Raw genomic sequence first — 16,181 nt, forward strand, 5'->3', positions numbered from 1 at the left:
AGCCGTCAAGTTAAGCGTAGTCGCTCCCATCGGCGGACCGCCGTGCTAGGATGGGATTGTTGAAAAATCAATTCTGGCACCGGACTATGAAGACATACCATGGCAGTTGCCACTGCGGCGCGGTCCGGTTTGAGGCGGATATCGATTTAAGACTAGGCACGCTGCGCTGCAACTGCACTATCTGTAAAAAGCTGCGTTTCTGGCCGGCCATCGTGCAGCCGTCCGCGTTCCGCTTGCAGGCGGCGCAGGAGGACGTCGGCAATTATCAGTTCCTCAGCAAGCGCGACCACCACAAGTTCTGCCGCCATTGCGGCGTGCACGTCTTCGGGACCGGCACTTCCCCGCGCTGGGGGGAGTTCTGCGCAGTCAACCTTGCCTGTCTCGACGATGCCAGCGCCGAAGAACTCATCGCCGCGCCCATCACCTACCTGGACGGCTGGAACGACAACTGGGACACCCCGCCGCCGGAAGTGCGGCATTTATAGCTTTTGGCATGCAAATGAAATTCAACATTTACGGCCGTTTTCAAGTTGAAGTGCGGCGGGAGGGCGAGGCGTGGGAGTTGTATCGCATCGAGGTCGGAAAACGCGCCAGGATGAACGATGTCGTGATTCCCTCCACGCTGGAATCCGATGAAATCATCGTCTACCTGGACGACATTTTCCACGAGCTTGCCGGCTATGGCCAGTGCATCGAACACCTTGCGTAGGGCCTATCGACGGGACTAACGGTCCGCCGGGTGGTGCACGCCATCGTGGGTCGGCACCTCGCAGAGGTCGCCATGCGCAATAAACGCCGTTTGTGATCCCGTTTGTGAGCCCGTTTTTGAGCCGCGCGAGGCAGGACGGACATGCCCGTCTCAGTTGAGCAGCAGCACCGAGCACAGGCTGGCGTTGTAGGCCGCGTGCAGCAGCATGCCGTGCAGCAGGCCGTGGCGGATGCGGATGTAGCCGAATACCAGGCCGCAGAATAGCTGCGGCAGCAGCACCAGCGGCATCAGCACGGCGGCCTTGGTCGAATAGTCGAAATTATTGAGGTGGGTCAGCGCGAACGCCATCGCGTAGCCCCAGTACACCAGGGGGTAGCAGGCCAGGAAGGCGCGCCCGCGCCGCATGGTCAGCCCTGGGCGCGCGCCATGGCGGCGGTACAGCCAGTCCAGCAGCAGGATCAGCGCGAATGCGGCGGCGCCGCCCAGTGCGAGCGTGAGGGAATTGGCGCGCGCGAGTATCAGCAGCGCCGGGCCGAAGAACAGCGTGTAGCGCGCGTTGCGCAGCCCGGCGCGAAAGGCCAGTTCCTCGACTACCGGGGCGATCAGCACGGCCATGAATATGAAGCGGGCGTCGGTGGCGAGATTGAACCTGATCGACGGGGCAAACTGCTCGAAACCCATCTCCAGCGGAATCTGCAAGGCGGCGAAGGCCACGCACAGGCCCCACAGCAGCAGGAAGCGGCTGCCCCACCGTTCGGCGCCGCGCACGGTGCGGCGCGGTTTGCGCACGAAGGCGAGCAGCAGCTCGATCTCGTGCCGGATCGCCAGCAGCGTGCGCGCCGGTTCCGGCGGTCGCGGATGGCGCGCGGCGGGCGCCTTGTTCAGGCCTGCTGGCACACGTCCACCCACTGGCCGTCCGTCAGGACCGCGATCTGCGATGGGCTGATGCGCACCGCGCTGTGGATGGCGCCGGCGGCCGGCAGTACTTCGTCGTATTTTTGCAGCGAGGAGTCCAGATAGACCGGCAGCGGTTCGGCCAGGCCGAAGGGGCAGACGCCGCCGACCGGATGGCCCGTCATGCGCACCACGTCGTCCGCCGCCATCATCTTGCCCTTGCCGAAGGCGTCCTTGAACTTGCGGTTGTCGATGCGCGCGTCGCCGCTGGCCACCAGCAGGATGGCGCGGCCGTCGCCCAGCCGGAACGACAGCGTTTTGGCGATGCGGCCCGGCTCCACGCCGTGCGCCTCGGCCGCCAGCGCCACCGTGGCGGTGCTGACCTCCAGCTCAATGATGGGGATATCGAGCTGCTTTGCAGCGAAAAATTCACGGACGGATTGCAGGCTCATCGGAGTTTAATCGGGGTGTAATTGTTATATCGATTATAAGCCGAAGGCAACATTTTAAGGCGATACCCGTTTTGATATCGATATGGAATTTTAATTCATTGGAAAGACATCGCTACCTTCTTTAGTATTCCAGCATTGCGTGACGAAAAATTACAGGAGAATTTGCATGTCGGAGACGAAGAAAAAAGTGGCGCTGCGCTCGGCGCAGTGGTTCGGTACGCAGGACAAGAACGGCTTCATGTACCGCAGCTGGATGAAGAACCAGGGCATCCCCGACCACGAATTCCAGGGCAAGCCCATCATCGGCATTTGCAACACCTGGTCCGAACTGACGCCGTGCAACGCGCACTTCCGCAAGCTGGCTGAACATGTCAAGCGCGGCATCCTGGAGGCGGGCGGCTTCCCGGTCGAATTCCCGGTGTTCTCGAACGGCGAATCGAACCTGCGTCCGACCGCCATGCTGACCCGCAACCTGGCCTCGATGGACGTCGAGGAATCGATCCGCGGCAATCCGATGGACGCCGTGGTGCTGCTGGTCGGCTGCGACAAGACCACCCCGGCGCTGCTGATGGGCGCGGCCAGCGTGGACGTGCCGACCATCGTCGTCTCCGGCGGCCCTATGCTGAACGGTAAGCTGGACGGCAAGAGCATCGGTTCCGGCACCGCCGTATGGCAGCTGCACGAGCAGGTGAAAGCCGGCGAAATCTCCATGCACAAATTCCTGGCCGCCGAAGCGGGCCACTCGCGTTCGGCCGGCACCTGCAACACCATGGGCACCGCGTCGACCATGGCCTGCATGGCCGAAGCGCTGGGCACCACCTTGCCGCACAACGCCGCGATTCCCGCCGTCGACGCGCGCCGCTACGTGCTGGCCCATATGTCCGGCATGCGCATCGTCGACATGGTGTGGGAAGACCTGCGCCTGTCCAAGGTGCTGACCAAGGAAGCGTTCGAGAACGCGATCCGCGTTAACGCCGCCATCGGCGGTTCCACTAACGCCGTGATCCACCTGAAGGCCATCGCCGGCCGCATCGGCGTGGACCTGGAGCTGGAAGACTGGACCCGCATCGGCCGTGGCCAGCCCACCGTGGTGGACCTGCTGCCGTCGGGCCGCTTCCTGATGGAAGAGTTCTACTACGCCGGCGGCCTGCCTGGCGTGATCCGCCGCATGGGCGAGGGCGGCATGCTGCCGCACAAGGATGCGCTGACCGTCAACGGCCAGACCCTGTGGGCCAACAATGTCGACGCGCCGATCTACGATGACGAAGTGATCCGTCCGCTGGACAAGCCGCTGCTGAAAGACGGCGGCATCTGCATCCTGCGCGGCAACCTGGCGCCGCGCGGCGCGGTGCTCAAGCCGTCGGCCGCAACCCCGGCGCTGATGCAGCACACCGGCAAGGCCATCGTGTTCGAAAACTTCGAACACTACAAGGAACGCATCATGGACCCGGACCTGGAATGCGATGCGAACTCCGTGCTGGTGATGAAGAACTGCGGCCCGAAAGGCTACCCCGGCATGGCGGAAGTGGGCAATATGGGCCTGCCGCCGAAACTGCTGGCGCAAGGCGTGAAAGACATGGTCCGTATTTCGGACGCCCGTATGAGCGGCACGGCGTACGGCACCGTGGTGCTGCACGTGGCGCCGGAAGCGATGGCCGGCGGCCCGCTGGGCATCGTGCGCGACGGTGACGTCATCACCCTGGACTGCGCGGGCGGCCTGCTGAACCTGGACATCAGCGACGAAGAAATGAAGCAGCGCCTGGCGGCGCGCGCCGAGCAGAAGGTGGAAGGCGCCAAGTCCGGCTACCAGCAGCTCTACATCGACCACGTGCTGCAAGCGGACGAAGGCTGCGACTTCGACTTCCTGGTCGGCAGCCGCGGCTCGGCCGTACCGAAACATTCGCACTAACCACCGCCATGTCATTCCCGCGCAGGCGGGAATCCATGCGGCGCCCCGCCCGCGCGGGGACGACAGATGAAATTGGAGATATACATGTTGCTCGTACAATTCAAGAATCAAAACGGAGAGCGCCGCGTCGGCCTGCTGGAGCAGGACACCATCCGCGAACTCGAAGGCTACACCACCACCTACGCGCTGGCGCAAACCGCCATCCGCCAAAAGACCGGCCTGGCCGAGCTGGCGCAAGCCGCAGCCGGCAGCCAGACCCACGCCTACGCCGACGTGGCCGCAGCCGGCCGCCTGCTCGCGCCGCTGGATCATGAGGATGCCGCCCACGCCTACGTCACCGGCACCGGCCTGACCCACCTGGGCAGCGCCGACACGCGCGACGCCATGCACAAGAAAATCGGCGGCGACGTCGAGAACCTGAGCGACTCCATGAAGATGTTCCGCATGGGCGTCGAAGGCGGCAAGCCGGCCGCCGGCACCGCTGGCGTGCAGCCGGAATGGTTCTACAAGGGCGACGGCTCCATCGTGGCCGCCACCGGCCAGGCGCTGACCATGCCGGACTTCGCGCTGGACGGCGGCGAAGAGCCGGAAATCGCCGGCTTGTATGTCATCGGCGACGACGGCCAGCCATACCGCCTGGGCTACGCCATCGGCAACGAGTTCTCCGACCACGTCACCGAACGCCAGAACTACCTTTACCTGGCCCATTCCAAACTGCGCGTGTGCGGCCTCGGCCCGGCGCTGCTGGTGGGCGAACTGCCGCAGCACGTCACCGGCACCTCGACCATCCTGGACAAGGAAGGCAAGGTCCGCTGGCAGAAAGCCTTCGTCAGCGGCGAACAGAATATGTCGCACACCATCGCCAACCTGGAGTACCACCACTTCAAGTACGGCCTGTTCAAGCGCGCCGGCGACGTCCATATCCACTTCTTCGGCACCGCCACCCTGAGCGTTGCCGACAATATCAGTGTGCAGCCAGGCGAGAGCTTTGAAATCGAGTCGCCGACCTTCGGCCCAGCGCTGCGCAACCGCCTTGAAGTTGCCGCAACCAGCTACACGAAAGTAAACACCTTATGATCATCACCGGCGAAGCACTCATCGGCGGCGTAGCCGTCAAAGGCAATGGCGGCTCCTTCCAGGCCATGAACCCGTCGCTGCGCGCAGCGATGGAACCGGCATTCCACATGGTCGACGTGGCGCAGATCGACCAGGCCTGCAGCCTGGCCGGCGCCGCCTTCGATACCTTCCGCGCCACCAGCGACGAGGACCGCGCTGCCTTCCTCGAAGCCATCGGCGCGCAAATCATGGCGCTGGGCGACACGCTGATCGAGCGCGCCATGGCCGAAAGCGGCCTGCCGCGTGCACGCCTCGAAGGCGAGCGTGGCCGCACCGTCAACCAGCTCAAGCTGTTCGCCGACCTGCTGCGTGAAGGCTCCTGGCGCGATGCCCGCATCGACAGCGCGCTGCCGGACCGCACGCCGCCGCGCCCGGACCTGCGCATGCGTCTGATCCCGGTCGGCCCGGTTGCCGTTTTCGCAGCCAGCAATTTCCCGCTCGCGTTCTCCGTGGCTGGCGGCGATACCGCCTCCGCACTGGCGGCAGGCTGCCCGGTCGTATTGAAAGCCCACTCCGGCCACCCCGGCACCTCCGAACTGGTGGCACGCGCTGTCGTCAAAGCGGTGGAGCAGTGCGGCCTGCCGGCCGGCGTGTTCGCGCTGCTGACCGGCACCGGCAACGGCATCGGCCAGACGCTGGTCGCGCATCCCGCGATCCAGGCGGTAGGCTTCACCGGTTCGCGTTCCGGCGGCACCGCGCTGATGGCGGTGGCGGCGGCGCGTCCGCAGCCGATTCCGGTGTATGCGGAAATGAGCAGCATCAACCCGGTCTACCTGCTGCCGCAGGCGCTGGCAGCGCGCGGCGACGAGATCGCGAAGAACTTCGCGGCCTCGCTGGTGATGGGCGTGGGCCAGTTCTGCACCAATCCCGGCCTGGTGCTGGGCATGGAAGGCGCAGCGCTGGACCGCTTCGCCGCGGCCGCCGCCGAGGCGCTGCTGCCGACGCCGGCCGCCACCATGCTCACCGCAGGTATCGCGGGCAGCTACCAGCGCGGCATCGCCAACCTGGAAAGCCAGGATTGCGTGACCACCCTGGCCAAGGGCGAGCAGCAGGAAGGCAAGGGCGCACCGGCGTTCTTCCGTACCAGCGCCGAGTCCTTCCTGGCCAAGCACGCCCTGCACGAAGAAGTGTTCGGCCCGGCTTCGCTGCTGGTCGCCTGCAAGAACGTGGACGAAATGCGCGCCATCACCGAGAAGCTTGAAGGGCAGCTGACCGCCACGTTGCAGCTGGACGAGGGCGACTTCGACGCGGCCTGCGCGCTGCTGCCTGTGCTGGAACGCAAAGTCGGCCGCATCCTGGCCAACGGCTTCCCTACCGGCGTTGAAGTGTCGACCGCCATGGTGCACGGCGGCCCGTTCCCGGCCACCGCCGACGGCCGCAGCACCTCCGTGGGCACCGGCGCGATCAGCCGCTTCCTGCGCCCGGTGTGCTACCAGAACCTGGCGCAAGCGCTGCTGCCGCAAGAGCTGCGCGAAGAAAATCCGCTCGCCATCTGGCGACGCCGCGACGGCGCGCTGGGTAAAGCGTAAGCCAAACGCCCCTGCCAAGAGCAGGGGCGTTGCATAATAAAATAAGCTTGGGACAAGCAGGAGACAACATGACAGAACTCGCCAAATTCGGCAGCTTGCGCGGCAAACGCGTATTCATCACCGGCGGCGGCAGCGGCATAGGCGAATCGCTGGTGACGGCCTTCGCCGAGCAGGGCGCGCTGGTCGGCTTCGTCGACATCGCCAAGGACGCCAGCGAAGCGCTGGTCGAACGCATAGCGGCAGCCGGCCATACCGCGCCGCTGTTCCGCCACTGCGACATCACCGATATCGCCGCACTGCAAAACACCGTCGCCGAACTGGCCGACAAGCTGGGCGACTTCGATGTCCTGGTCAACAACGCCGCCAACGACCAGCGCCACGACGCCGAAAACGTCACGCTGGAGTACTGGAACGAGCGCATCGCCATCAACCAGCGCCCGATGTTCTTCACCTGCCAGTCCGTGCTGGCAGGGATGAAGCGCAAAGGCGGCGGCTCCATCATCAACGTCAGCTCCATTTCGTGGCACGCCAAGGGCGCGGGCTATCCGGTTTACGCCACCACCAAGGCGGCTGTCGTCGGCCTGACGCGCAGCCTCGCGCGCGACCTCGGCCCGCACGGCATCCGCGTCAATACCGTCACGCCAGGCTGGGTCATGACCCAGCGCCAGGTCGAGCTGTGGGTGGACGACGCCGCCGAAGCCGAGATCAAGCGCATGCAATGCCTGCCGGGCAAGCTGATGCCGGCCCACGTCGCCTCCATGATCCTGTTCCTGGCCGCGGACGACAGCGCCATGTGCACGTCCCAGGAATTCATCGTCGACGCCGGCTGGGTCTGATTTACCGCTGAGCTCGTGTCGCATTTTCCCAGTCTGGGGCCAGACCCTATCTGGGGAAATGCGGCACGAACCCGGCCGTAGTTGGCCGTAAAACACTTACCGAGGCGGCGCCGCCATATTATGAAAAACTTGTACCTGTATCCAGTATTGGGGCTGGCGCTGGCCGCTTCTGCATCCGCTTCCTCGGCTGCGCCTTTGAGCAGTCCGGATGGCCATCTGTCCGTTTCCGTGCGCATCGTGCAGGGCGCCGTCATGTACTCCGTCGCGCGCGACGGCAAGCCGGTGGTCCTGCCGTCGACGCTGGGCCTGCGCCTCGAGGGCGCGGACTTCACGCGCGACCTGGTGCTGGCAGGCTTGACCGCCACCCAACCGGTCAAGGACCAGTACCAGATGGCTGTCGGCAAGCGCCGCAGCATCAGCTACGCCGCCAACGAGCAGGTCTACACGCTGCGCAATCCCGGCAAGCAGACCATGGACGTGGCGTTCCGCGTCTCCAACGACGGCGTGGCCTTCCGCTACATCGTCGCCGAACCGTCGGTGCCGCTGAAGAAGTTCGTCAGCGAGAGCACCACCTTCGCCTTCGCCAAGTCGGCGCAGGGATGGCTGCAGCCGATGTCGGTTGCGCAGACGGGCTGGGCGAACACGAATCCCTCGTACGAGGAGCACTACAAGATGGCCGTCACGGTCGGCACGCCGTCGCCATCGGCTGCTGGCTGGGTGTTCCCGGCGCTGTTCAAGACCGGCAATACCTGGGTCGCGCTGACCGAGGCGAATATGGACGGCAGCTTCCATGCTTCGCGCCTGCAGGCCGAATCGCCGAACGGCGTGTACCGCATCGGCGGACCGGCGGAGCCCGAAGTGTTCACCGGCGGCGCGCTGCTGGCGGAAGCCAAGGGCACGCTGACCACGCCATGGCGGGTGCTGGCCATCGGCGCCTTGCCGACCATCGTCGACTCCACGCTGGGCACCGACCTGGCCGCCGCTGCCGCGCCGCGCCCCGCCAGTGCACCGACGCTGTCGTCGCCGGGCCACGCGTCCTGGAGCTGGGCGCTGATGAAGGACGACGCCACTGTCTATGGCGTGCAGAAAAAATTCATCGATTACGCGGCCGACATGCATTGGGACTACGCCCTGATCGACGCCGACTGGGACCGCAAGATCGGCTACGAGAAGGTGCAGGAGCTGGCTGCCTACGCGGCCACCAAAAACGTCGGCGTGCTGGTCTGGTACAACTCGTCCGGCGCCTGGAACAAGACCGAGTACTCGCCGAAGGGCCAGCTGCTCACGCAGGCGGCGCGCCGCAAGGAGTTCGCGCGCCTGCAGGCCATGGGCGTCAAGGGCGTCAAGGTGGACTTCTTCGCCGGCGACGGCAAGTCCATGATCGCCTACTATATCGACATCCTGAATGACGCCGCCGACTACGGCCTGCTGGTGAACTTCCACGGCGCCACCTTGCCGCGGGGCTGGGCGCGCACCTATCCCAACCTGATGACGGCGGAAGCCATCCGGGGCCTGGAGTTCACCACCTTCGAGCAGCGCGACCAGGACGCGGTCGTCACCCACATGGCCATGCTGCCGTTCGCGCGCAACCTGTTCGACCCGATGGATTTTACGCCCATGGTGTTCGGGGATATTCCGAAGATCAAGCGCGCCACGCGCAACGGCTTCGAGCTGGCCGAGTCCGTCCTGCTGCTGTCCGGCATCCAGCATTTCGCGGAAGTCCCGGAAGGCATGGCCACGGTGCCGCCTTACGTGAAAGCCTTCCTGCAGGAACTGCCGCGCAGCTGGGACGATTCCAAATTCGTCGACGGCTTCCCCGGCAAGTTCGCCGTCATCGCGCGCAAGGCGGGCAATGCCTGGTACGTGGCGGGCATCAATTCGGAAGAGTCGGACAAGACGCTGGAACTTGACCTTTCGTTCATGGACGCGCGTGGCGCCCGCGAAGGCACGCTGATGACCGACGGCGCGGGCGAGCGCGAGTTCGCGCAGTCCGCCATCTCGGCGGGCAAGCGCACCAGGATCACCATCAAGCCGCGCGGCGGCTTCGTTGCAGTATTCAAGTAGTTCGCATTTTGAGCAGTCGCATTTTATAAATATAAATATGGAGAGCGTATGAACATCATCAAGAAGACCATTATCGCCATGAGTTTGGCGAGCGGCGCGGCATTCGCTGCCGGCGAAGTGAGTGTCACTATCGACGCGGCCAAGCCTGGCCCGGTCATCAACAAGAATGTGTACGGCCAGTTCGCCGAGCACCTGGGCACCGGTATCTACGAAGGCATGTGGGTGGGTCCGAATTCGACGCAGCCGAACACCAAGGGCTGGCGCAACGATGTGCTGGGCGCGCTGAAGGAACTGAAAGTACCGCTGATCCGCTGGCCGGGCGGCTGCTTCGCCGATGAATACCACTGGCGGGAGGGCATCGGCCCGCGCGGCGAGCGTCCGGTGAAGGTCAATACGACCTGGGGCGGCGTGGAAGAGAGCAACGCCGTTGGCACGCACGAATTCTTCGACCTGGCCGAACTGCTGGGCGCCGACACCTACGTGAACGGCAACCTGGGCACCGGCACCAACCAGGAAATGGCCGAATGGATGGAGTACATGACCTCGCCCAGCAAGTCCACGCTGGCCGAATTGCGCCGCAAGAACGGCCGCGACAAGCCGTTCAAGGTGGACTTCTTTGCCATCGGCAACGAGGCCTGGGGCTGCGGCGGCAACATGACGCCGGCCCACTACACGAATCTGTACAAGACTGCCGCCAGCTTCGTCAAGGCGCCGAACGACAACAAGCCGAAGTTCGTCGCCAGCGGCGGCACCGGCGACGACACGAAATGGACCGAAACGCTGTCCAAGGAAGTGAAGGGCGATATGATGGACGCCATCAGCTTCCACTACTACACCATTCCGACCGGGAACTGGGAAGTGAAGGGCGCGGCGACCGGCTTCGGCGAAGACCAGTGGATCGCGACCATGAAGCAGACGATGGCGATCGACGGGATGATACGCAAGAACGAAGCGGTGCTGGACAAGAACGACCCAAGCAAGAAAGTCGGCTTCTATGTCGACGAATGGGGCACGTGGTACGACGTGGAGAAGGGCACCAACGCCGGCTTCCTGTATCAGCAGAACTCGCTGCGCGACGCGGTGGTGGCGGCTTTGAACTTCAACATCTTCCACGCCCACGCGAACCGCGTGCGCATGACGAACATCGCGCAGATGGTCAACGTGCTGCAGGCCATGATCCTGACGGACAAGGACAAGATGCTGCTGACGCCTACCTACCACGCCTACCGCATGTACGTGCCGTTCCAGGATGCGACCTCGCTGCCGGTGGCGCTGAAGGGCAACGCCAACTACAGCCTGGGCAAGGTCAGCGTGCCTGAAGTGAGCGCCTCCGCCGCGCGCGGCAAGGACGGCAAGGTATACCTGGCTCTGGTGAACACCAATCCGAAGAAGGCGGTGGACGTATCGATCAACGTGGCTGGCACCAAGGCCGGCACCGTGCGCGGCCAGGTATTGACCGCCGACGCGATGGACGCCCACAACACCTTCGCCGCACCGCAGGCCGTGAAACCGGCGCCGTTCGAAGCGCAAGCGAGCGGCGGCAAGCTGTCGGTCAAGCTGCCGGCGAAGTCGGTGGTCGTCGTCGCGGTGGAGTAATCCTTGAGGACCTCGACCATTTGCCAGGGCCTGGCATTGGCGGGGGCGGTCACGCTAACGGCGTGCGGCGGCGGTGGCGGGGGCACTGCTTCCATCACCGCGTCCGCGCCGGTGACGCCACCTGTCACCGCGCCGGTGCTTCCTCCCGTGACGCCGCCGGAAACGACCCCTGTCACTCCGCCGGCCGCGTCTGTGCAGGCGCCCATCTCCTTCGCCAACGTTTCGGTCCACGACCCTGCAGTAATCAACGCCGGTGGCGTCTTCTACGTATTCGGATCGCACCTGGCCGCCGCCAAATCCACGGACCTGATGAACTGGACCAAGGTGGCGGACGGCGCGAATGCCGCCAACCCGCTGTTCGCCGACGTGACCAAGGTCCTGGCGGAGACATTCGCCTGGGCACAGACGACCACCTTGTGGGCGCCGGATGTGATCCAGCTGGACGACGGCAAATTCTATATGTACTACAACGCCTGCAAAGGCGACTCGCCGCGCTCCGCGCTGGGCGTGGCCGTTGCGGACAAGATCGAAGGCCCTTATGTTGACAAGGGCATCATCCTCAAGTCCGGCATGTGGGGTCTGATCAGCGAAGACGGAACCAGCGTCTACGACGCAACCAGGCACCCCAACGTGGTGGACCCCAATGTCTTCCGCGACAAGGACCGCAATCTGTGGATGATCTACGGCTCCTACTCGGGCGGCATCTTCATCCTGGCGCTGGACGGCGCAACCGGCAAGCCGAAAGCGGGGCAGGGCTACGGCAAGCATCTGATGGGCGGCAACCACGCGCGCATCGAAGGTGCGAACGTGCTGTACCAGCCGCAGACGGGCTACTACTACCTGTTCACGTCCTTCGGCGGCTTGGATGCGAACGGCGCCTACAATATGCGCGTGGCGCGTTCCCGCAATCCGGACGGTCCGTACGTGGATGCAAAGGGCACCGACATGGCCACGGTCAAGGCCAATCCGGCGCTGCCGCTATTCGACGACGCCAGCATCGCGCCGCACGGCCAGAAGCTGATGGGCAATCACCGCTTCGAGCTGGCAGCGGGTGAAACCGGCACGGCGCTGGGCTATGTGTCGGCCGGCCACAACTCGGTTTATTATGATGCTGCCGCCAAGCAGAGCTTCATCGTCTTCCATACGCGCTTCCCCGGCCAGGGCGAGGCGCACGAACTCCGGGTGCATGAGATGTTCGTCAACGAGGACGGCTGGCCGGTCGTGGCGCCGTTCCGCTACGCGCCGCTGAGCAAGGCGACCCCGGCGCAGACGGCGTCGGTCAGCGCCGCCGAGGCGGCGGGCAGCTACAAGATGATCAACCACGGCAAGGATATATCCGTGACGCTGAAAACGTCGCAGAATATCAAGCTGAACGCCGACGGCACGGTGAGCGGCGCGGTCGCCGGCAAGTGGGCGCACAAGGGATCGAATAATATGTCGCTTACGCTCGACTCGGGCGCAGCAATATACAGCGGCGTCCTGTCGCGCCAGTGGAATACCAACGCTGGCGCCTATGTGGTGACGTTCACGGCGCAATCGGCCGATGGCGTGTCGCTGTGGGGCGCCAGGACAGGCAATTGATGGGAATGACGATGAAATATGCGATGGCGGCAGGGGTGGCAATGGCGTTCAGCCTTGCTGCTTCCGCCCAGGCCGGGCAAGTGGGCGTGCACGACCCGGTGATGGCGAAGGAGGGCAACACCTACTACGTCTTCAGCACCGGTCCGGGCATCACCTTCTACAGCTCGACCAATATGACGGACTGGAAGCCGGAAGGCCGCGTGTTCGCAGGCCAGCCGGCGTGGGCCAAGAGCGTGGCGCCCAGCTTCGACGGCCATATCTGGGCGCCGGACGTGCAGCACTACAAGGGCAAGTACTACCTGTACTACTCCGTGTCCGGCTTCGGCAAGCTGACCTCGGGCATCGGTGTCACCGTCAACAAGACGCTGAACCCGCGTTCGCCGGATTACAAATGGGAAGACCAGGGGCTGGTGCTGCAATCGGTCCCTGGCCGCGACCTGTGGAACGCCATCGATCCCAACATCGTCGAAGACAGCAAGGGCGCAGGCTGGATGGCCTTCGGTTCCTTCTGGTCCGGCCTGAAGCTGGCGAAGCTGAACGACGACCGCACCAAACTCGCCGAGCCGCAGGAATGGCGCACCATCGCCGCGCGCGAGCGGCCCGCATTCACCCCCGACCTGTCCGGCGGCCCGGCGGAGATCGAAGCGCCGCACGTGTTCAAGAAGGACGGCTATTATTACCTGTTCGCTTCCTGGGGCCTGTGCTGCCAGAAGGAGAAGAGCACCTACCACGTGGTGGTGGGCCGCGCGCGCGAAGTGACCGGGCCATATCTCGACAAGAGTGGCAAGGACATGGCGCAGGGCGGCGGCTCGCTCGTCATCGCCGGCGACAAGGACTGGAAGGGCGTGGGCCACAACAGCGCCTACACCTTCGACGGCAAGGATTACATCGTCATGCACGCCTACGAAACAGCCGACAAATACCAGCAAAAGCTCAAGGTGCTCGAGATGAAGTGGGACAAGGACGGCTGGCCGTTGGTGGACCAGAAAGACCTGAACCGTTACAAAAGCAAGCTCCTCTAATTCGCGCCCCATGAAAATGCCCATCTCCCGTCTAGCCCTATCTCTGCAACTTGCCATCGCGGCCATGGCGATCCCCGCCCAGGCCGTCGACCTGTTCCCGCTGTCCGACGTCCGCCTGTCGCCCAGTCCCTTCCTTGAGGCGCAGAACACGGACCTGAAATACATCCTCGCGCTGGAGCCGGACAAACTGCTTGCCCCCTTCCTGCGCGAAGCGGGCCTGCCGCAGAAGAACGCCAGCTACGGCAACTGGGAATCGACCGGGCTCGATGGCCACCTCGGCGGACACTACCTGTCCGCCATGGCACTGATGTACGCATCCTCGGGCGACGCCGAAGTGCTGAAGCGCCTGAACTACTTCGTCGCTGAGTTGAAGCGCTGCCAGGAGCGCAACGCCAACGGCTACATCGGCGGCATCCCCGGCGGTAAGGACGTATGGGACGCCATCGCGCAGGGCAAGCTGCAGGCCGATAACTTCTCGGTCAACGGCAAATGGGTGCCGTGGTACAACCTGCACAAGGTCTACGCGGGCCTGTACGACGCCTACCGCCTTGCAGGCAACCAGGACGCGCGCACCGTGCTGATCGCCTTGTCGGATTGGGCGCTCAAGCTGAGCGAGCACCTGACGGCCGAGCAGATGCAAACCATGCTGCGCAGCGAACATGGCGGCATGAACGAAGTGTTCGCGCAAGTGTCCGAAATGACGGGCGACAAGAAGTACCTGGACCTCGCCATCAAGTTCTCGCACCAGGCGATACTGAAGCCGCTGGAAGAGCAGCGCGACCAGCTGACCGGCCTGCACGCGAACACGCAGATACCCAAGGTGATCGGCTTCAAGCGCATCGGCGACATGACGGGCGATCCGAAATGGCAGCAGGCCGCCCAGTTCTTCTGGCAGACCGTGCACGACAAGCGCACCGTGGCCATCGGCGGCAACAGCGTCAAGGAGCACTTCCACGACGACAAGGATTACAGCCCCATGGTGCAGGAGGCCGAAGGGCCGGAAACCTGCAATACCTACAATATGCTCAAGCTCACCGAACTGCTGTTCCAGGGCGACCAGAAAGGCAGCTACGGCGACTACTACGAGCGCGCGCTGTACAACCACATCCTCTCGTCGCAGCGGCCGGACACCGGCGGCTTCGTCTACTTCACGCCGATGCGGCCGAACCACTACCGCGTGTATTCCGACGTGGACAAGGGCATGTGGTGCTGCGTCGGTTCCGGCATCGAAAGCCACGCCAAGTACGGCGAATTCATCTACGCGCACGAAGGCGACGCGCTGTTCGTCAACCTGTTCATTCCGTCCACGCTGAACTGGAAAGCGAAAGGCATCCAGCTGCGCCAGGAAACGCGCTTCCCGGACGAGGACCGCACCAGCATCACGCTGGAATCGGACGGCAAGTTCACGATGAAGGTGCGCTACCCGCAGTGGGTGGCAGCCGGCAAGCTGAAGATCCGCGTCAACGGCAAGGCGGTGAAAGTGGATGCGCAGCCTGGCGGCTACGCGGCCATAGCCCGTGCCTGGCGCAAGGGCGACAAGGTGGACATCCAGCTGCCGATGAGGACCAGCCTGGAGCAGATGCCGGACAAGTCCAACTACTACGCGGTGCTGCACGGCCCCATCGTGCTGGCCGCGAAGACGCAGCCCTTCGCCAACGAAAAGCTGAACTACATCGCCGACGACTCGCGCATGGGCCACATCGCGCAAGGACCGGTGTGCCCGCTGGAGGCGGCGCCGCTGTTCGTCAGCGACAGCAAGGCCTTCCTGGACAAGTTCAAGCCCGTCCCCGGCCAGCCGCTGACCTTCCGCGCACCGGGGCTGGTGCAGGGGCCGGGATCGGAGCACATCCGCTTCATACCATTCTTTCGCCTGCACGACTCGCGCTACATGATTTACTGGCAGCAGACCACGCCCGCCAACATGAGCGTGATGCGCGCGGCCACCGCAAAAGCCGAATCCGAGCGCCTGGCGCTGGACGCGATCACCGTTGACCAGGTGGCGCCCGGCGAGCAGCAGCCCGAATCCGACCACTTCTTCAAAGGCGAAGGCGCGGACGCCGGCATCAACAAGGGCCGCCACTGGCGCCAAGCGAGCGGCTGGTTCAGCTACGAGTTGAACGACCGCGAAGGCAAGGCCCGCACGCTGCGCCTGACGTTCTCGAAAGCCGACGCCGGGCGCAAGTTCGACATCGTGGTCAATGGCGAATTGCTGGAGACGGTGACGCTGGGTGCCGATGCGGCGGACGAGATCTATACGCGCGACTTCGCCGTGCCCGCCGGCCAGAGCGGCCAGTCGCGCAAGCTAATTGTGAAGTTTGTGGCGCAAGCCGGCTCCAGGGCGGGTAATTTGTATGGGTTGCGGCTGTTGCGTTAGGGCTGGCTTGGTAGCACACTGGAAGTGCCGGGTGATCAGGGATTAACTTCGTCCACCAGAAGCTATTGTCCGGCACGTTTTCGCGCACCATGCGCATGG

At 64.3% G+C, this 16,181-nt stretch carries 13 protein-coding genes; 11 read left to right on the forward strand and 2 right to left on the reverse strand.

What is annotated here, in order from left to right; genetic code table 11:
- The first annotated feature begins 86 nt into the window (after positions 1–86).
- Both ACSQ8Y_RS06015 and ACSQ8Y_RS06020 read left to right on the forward strand, forming a co-directional pair.
- On the forward strand, positions 87–485 hold the full coding sequence (locus ACSQ8Y_RS06015; protein ID WP_436265545.1) for a GFA family protein: 399 nt from the start codon (positions 87–89) through the stop codon (positions 483–485).
- 14 nt (positions 486–499) lie between these two features.
- Positions 500–709, forward strand: coding sequence for a DUF7661 family protein (locus ACSQ8Y_RS06020; RefSeq protein WP_436265546.1), 210 nt, complete (start codon positions 500–502; stop codon positions 707–709).
- 150 nt (positions 710–859) lie between these two features.
- On the opposite strand, the gene ACSQ8Y_RS06025 is transcribed toward ACSQ8Y_RS06020, so the two are convergent.
- Positions 860–1,606 (reverse strand): CPBP family glutamic-type intramembrane protease, encoded by a 747-nt coding sequence (locus tag ACSQ8Y_RS06025; RefSeq protein WP_436265547.1) that lies wholly within the window; start codon positions 1,604–1,606, stop codon positions 860–862.
- Positions 1,591–2,055, reverse strand: coding sequence for a YbaK/EbsC family protein (locus tag ACSQ8Y_RS06030; protein WP_436265548.1), 465 nt, complete (start codon positions 2,053–2,055; stop codon positions 1,591–1,593). Before ACSQ8Y_RS06030 ends, ACSQ8Y_RS06025 begins: the two co-directional genes overlap by 16 nt.
- Positions 2,056–2,221: 166 nt before the next feature.
- Between ACSQ8Y_RS06030 and ACSQ8Y_RS06035 the strand changes: the two genes are divergently transcribed.
- From ACSQ8Y_RS06035 to ACSQ8Y_RS06075, 9 genes are all read left to right on the forward strand, one after another.
- Entirely contained in the window at positions 2,222–3,964 is a 1,743-nt protein-coding gene (locus ACSQ8Y_RS06035) for an IlvD/Edd family dehydratase (protein WP_436265549.1), read from the forward strand.
- 84 nt (positions 3,965–4,048) lie between these two features.
- Positions 4,049–5,041 (forward strand): AraD1 family protein, encoded by a 993-nt coding sequence (gene araD1, locus ACSQ8Y_RS06040; RefSeq protein WP_436265550.1) that lies wholly within the window; start codon positions 4,049–4,051, stop codon positions 5,039–5,041.
- The gene (locus tag ACSQ8Y_RS06045; protein ID WP_436265551.1) at positions 5,038–6,609 is read left to right on the forward strand and encodes an aldehyde dehydrogenase (NADP(+)); all 1,572 of its coding nucleotides are present in this window, start codon (positions 5,038–5,040) and stop codon (positions 6,607–6,609) included. Before araD1 ends, ACSQ8Y_RS06045 begins: the two co-directional genes overlap by 4 nt.
- 68 nt (positions 6,610–6,677) lie before the next feature.
- Positions 6,678–7,445, forward strand: a complete 768-nt coding sequence (locus ACSQ8Y_RS06050; RefSeq protein WP_436265552.1) for an SDR family NAD(P)-dependent oxidoreductase — start codon at positions 6,678–6,680, stop codon at positions 7,443–7,445.
- Positions 7,446–7,565: 120 nt separating this feature from the next.
- On the forward strand, positions 7,566–9,509 hold the full coding sequence (locus tag ACSQ8Y_RS06055) for a glycoside hydrolase family 97 catalytic domain-containing protein (RefSeq protein WP_436265553.1): 1,944 nt from the start codon (positions 7,566–7,568) through the stop codon (positions 9,507–9,509).
- Positions 9,510–9,557: 48 nt separating this feature from the next.
- On the forward strand, positions 9,558–11,105 hold the full coding sequence (locus ACSQ8Y_RS06060) for an alpha-N-arabinofuranosidase (RefSeq protein WP_436265554.1): 1,548 nt from the start codon (positions 9,558–9,560) through the stop codon (positions 11,103–11,105).
- Positions 11,106–11,108: 3 nt separating this feature from the next.
- Positions 11,109–12,686 (forward strand): glycoside hydrolase family 43 protein, encoded by a 1,578-nt coding sequence (locus ACSQ8Y_RS06065; RefSeq protein WP_436265555.1) that lies wholly within the window; start codon positions 11,109–11,111, stop codon positions 12,684–12,686.
- 5 nt (positions 12,687–12,691) lie between these two features.
- Positions 12,692–13,708: an arabinan endo-1,5-alpha-L-arabinosidase gene (locus tag ACSQ8Y_RS06070; protein ID WP_436265556.1), complete on the forward strand. Its 1,017-nt coding sequence runs from the start codon at positions 12,692–12,694 to the stop codon at positions 13,706–13,708.
- 64 nt (positions 13,709–13,772) lie between these two features.
- Positions 13,773–16,082, forward strand: a complete 2,310-nt coding sequence (locus ACSQ8Y_RS06075; protein ID WP_436265557.1) for a beta-L-arabinofuranosidase domain-containing protein — start codon at positions 13,773–13,775, stop codon at positions 16,080–16,082.
- Positions 16,083–16,181: the final 99 nt, after the last annotated feature.

The sequence above is a fragment of the Pseudoduganella sp. LjRoot289 genome, assembly GCF_964252925.1.
GTDB lineage: Bacteria > Pseudomonadota > Gammaproteobacteria > Burkholderiales > Burkholderiaceae_D > Rugamonas.